The sequence below is a fragment of the Paenibacillus sp. 01T422 genome (genome assembly GCF_056398785.1).
The window spans coordinates 1-3,504 of sequence record NZ_JBFTQB010001190.1; the positions used below are offsets into that span (position 1 = coordinate 1).

General features: G+C 35.7%; 4 protein-coding genes and 1 pseudogene. All 5 read left to right on the forward strand.

The window, feature by feature from the left end:
• The coding region (locus tag AC1DUA_RS37030; protein WP_477504474.1) for a DUF6199 family natural product biosynthesis protein at positions 1-251 on the forward strand (251 nt) is incomplete at its 5' end.
• Between the two features lie 180 nt (positions 252-431).
• Complete coding sequence (locus AC1DUA_RS37035) at positions 432-1,130, forward strand: metallophosphoesterase family protein (RefSeq protein ID WP_477504475.1); 699 nt, start codon at positions 432-434, stop codon at positions 1,128-1,130.
• Between the two features lie 211 nt (positions 1,131-1,341).
• Positions 1,342-1,716: a hypothetical protein gene (locus AC1DUA_RS37040; protein WP_477504476.1), complete on the forward strand. Its 375-nt coding sequence runs from the start codon at positions 1,342-1,344 to the stop codon at positions 1,714-1,716.
• A gap of 255 nt (positions 1,717-1,971) precedes the next feature.
• A pseudogene (locus tag AC1DUA_RS37045) lies at positions 1,972-2,404 on the forward strand (histidine phosphatase family protein).
• Between the two features lie 532 nt (positions 2,405-2,936).
• Positions 2,937-3,497 (forward strand): sigma-70 family RNA polymerase sigma factor, encoded by a 561-nt coding sequence (locus AC1DUA_RS37050; RefSeq protein ID WP_477504477.1) that lies wholly within the window; start codon positions 2,937-2,939, stop codon positions 3,495-3,497.
• Positions 3,498-3,504: the final 7 nt, after the last annotated feature.

Consider the following 3,504-nt stretch of genomic DNA (forward strand, 5'->3'; position numbering starts at 1 on the left):
GCATATGGGTGCGTAAAAGAGAACAAAGACTGTTTAGAGGTGACAAAAGTATGGGATTTATAAGCGTTGTTCTTATCCCTCTGGGATTGTTTATGCTAATCAAGCCGTCAATAATTTGGAACATTACAGAGCGCTGGAAGTCCGATAATTCGACAGAGCCATCGGACTTGTATAAAATGTCAACACGCTTTGGCGGAATTATGGTTACGCTCGCAGGTCTAGGTGGTGTATTCGCACTTTGGGTTTTATAAAGAATAACATTTGAACGTCTTTGAACTCTAACGAAGAACGATAGTTAAGTTTTAGAGGGGCTGCCACGTGCAGCCTTTTGTGCTAACATGCAGTTTAGTTACAAATAAAGGAAACCCATGTTGAGTGGAGAATAAACCTTTAGTTACTAAATTGAGATTTGTCCAAGGAAGTGAATTACGTTGTACGTAACTGGTGATCTTCATGGGTATATAGATATTGGTAAATTGAATTCCAAGCGATTTCCCATAAATAGAGATTTAAGTAAAGATGACTTCGTGATAATTGCTGGAGATTTTGGACTTGTATGGGACAATAAAAATGATGAAATATATTGGAGAAAATGGTTAGCTCGAAAAAACTTTAGTACTTTATTTATTGACGGAAATCATGAGAATTTCCAGTTGCTTAATTCTTATCCTGTAGAGAATTGGAATGGTGGAAACGTACATCGAATAAGCGAAAGCATTATACATTTAATGCGAGGTCAGATCTTTACAATTAAGGGATACAAGATATTTGCTTTTGGTGGAGCTCAATCTCACGACAAAGAGTATCGTAAAGAGAATGTTAATTGGTGGCCAGAAGAGATGCCATCACTAGAAGAGTACCATGAAGGAATTAAGAATCTAGAGCGCCATAAATGGGAGGTTGACTTCGTAATCACGCATATGTGTCCTACATCGACTTTACAGGTACTAAATGAATCTAATAATACTGGTATTCATGAGGATAAGTTAAGTGATTACCTTGAGCAAATAAAAGAACGCTTATCTTATAAAAAGTGGTATTTTGGTCACTTTCATAGAGATATGGAATTACCAAATAAACAAAAACTTATCTACAAGTCAATTGAAGAGCTCCCCACTAAGCAATCTTAGTAATGGCAATACAAATTTACTCGTAAATCCGTTAAAGGCCCTAATAATTCCGCTAACGAGAAATGATAATTGAGTAACCAGGGAGCAGATCCCCGCTGCCAGCAGTTGTTCTCTTTTTCGTTGAAATAACTTTGAGGTAACGGTCGGTTACGACGAGCACGTTAGTAATAATTACAAACAATTATTATTATCAAGTGAACTCTATACTCATATGAGAATGTATTGGGGCTACAGAAACGACAAAATTAGTTTGTCTATAATAATTCCGGAGTATGAGATTCTAGTTGATGAAGGTGAGTGGCAATTTAGAGAAGAGAAAATAAAATCAATTATTGATTTATGCCAAGATCTCTGGGAGCAAAGCCCAGTTGAAATAATTCAATCTTGCTTAGAGATGGATGGAAGCCCAATTAGCATTGGGGAAATTCGAAATGGTGAATTACCCTCAATAAATCCAATAGCTATATTAAAAAGGGATTTTTCAGAAACAATCTATAATTTAAATAGTTTTAAGCTTAATACAGAATTAAAAGAGATTGAAAATAATGGAATTATGATCATAGCTAATGAATTAATACATTTGTAGTATGTTAGGTGCTATTCGCAAAACTTTAATGATTAAGCTAACGAGACACTAGAGTTTGATACTTAACAGGCTACCGGCATGTTGGCACCCATTTTAAGTAACGGTCAGTAGAGCGTGGCAGCCCTTCACCCTCGAACGGGTAGGATAGCTGAATGACTCGCGAATACTTTTTGAGACGGAATTCACGAAGTTCGTGAATATCACGTTATGTGAAATTACAGTAATATAATAAGTTAGCATTTCAAGGAGGATTATATGAAGACCATCATCTATATGGTTAGGCATGCTGAATCAGCATACACTGAAGGAACTGAAAGAACAAGAGGACTCACCACTAAGGGCAAGAGCGATGTTGAAAAAGTTACAGAAATTCTTAAAGAAGAAGGAATAGATGTTATTATATCTAGCCCGTATAACCGTTGATTATTCTTTACCGAGTGGGGAATCTAATTCTGATTGCCAAAATAGATCGATATCTGTGATAAAAAACATATTAAAAGAACACTCTGGGAAGAAAATAGCTATTGGAACACATGGACTTGTAATGACTTTGATGATGAATTATTTTGATTCAAGTTATGGTTTGGATTTTTTAAATCAATTAAAGAAACCAGATATTTATAAATTAAGTTTTGAAAATTTAGAGTTAAAAGAAGTAATAAGACTGTGGAATGAGGATTTGGATTAAGCTAAGGTAGGAACAAGTCCAAGATCTATTCAGGAATTAATTCGAATAATCGAAGATGAAATTACGTACAGATGCAGAGTGGTTACCTCGGATGAAGATATTAATAAACCAAGATTTCGAATACTGTCCAATTGCACAAAAGTGCCTACATAATTTATTCGGCAAAGGCTTGAGAAATCAGGCTTTTTTATTTTTATGTAGTCACATTTGTGTCAACTAAAAATGCACAAATGTGACTACATTGTAGTCTTGCGGCACAAATTCACCTATTTTATCGAAGCTCGAATTCGGGATAGCTCCTTATTTCATTACGGGCAGTAGAGCGTGGTTATCGTTTACTTAGAACGATTTTGGAGGAGCATACCGCGATGCAGCTCTTCTTTATTATAGAGTAATGGGCAACTTCACTGACTTTGTCCCTTTAAGCATTGCCCACTTATTTAGGCTAAAAAGACAACGGGTTTTAAATTTTTTTGAGAAATGACCCTTTTTGTTGCTTAGAAAACGTATTTGTTAGGGAGGTGATTGCATTATGTTAAATTACAAAATAATTGATGATATGAAAGTGAAGTCCTCCGCAAGGCAGGATAACATAACATTATGTTTTATCGAAGGTCTAATCTCTGATTATCAAAGTGAACTCATTCACCTGGCTATGTCCTACTTAAATGACTATCAGTTAGCGCAAGATTGTATACAGGAGACATTTATGACAGCCTTACATAAAGTTGATCCAGGAAAGGAAAGAGCTGCAATTCGCAAATGGTTAAAAATATGTACGATAAACCGCTGTAAAAGCATTCTTCGCACATCAATTTGGAGGCGACTTGTATTTTTAGAACATGTTCAGTTTACAACAACTTCCTCTGTCGCCAGAGATCATTATTTTGGTTTGGACGAAACAGGCGTGTTAGAAGAAGTCATGAAACTTTCCGTTAAGTATCGTGAAGTTATTATTCTTCACTATTATCAAGATATGCCACTTCACGAGATATCCTCCGTTTTGAGAATAAGTAATGAAGCGGTTAAGTCGCGGCTCAGAAGGGCGAAAGAGAAATTAAAGGTATTGCTTAAAGGAGTTGATTTAGGATGAATAGTCC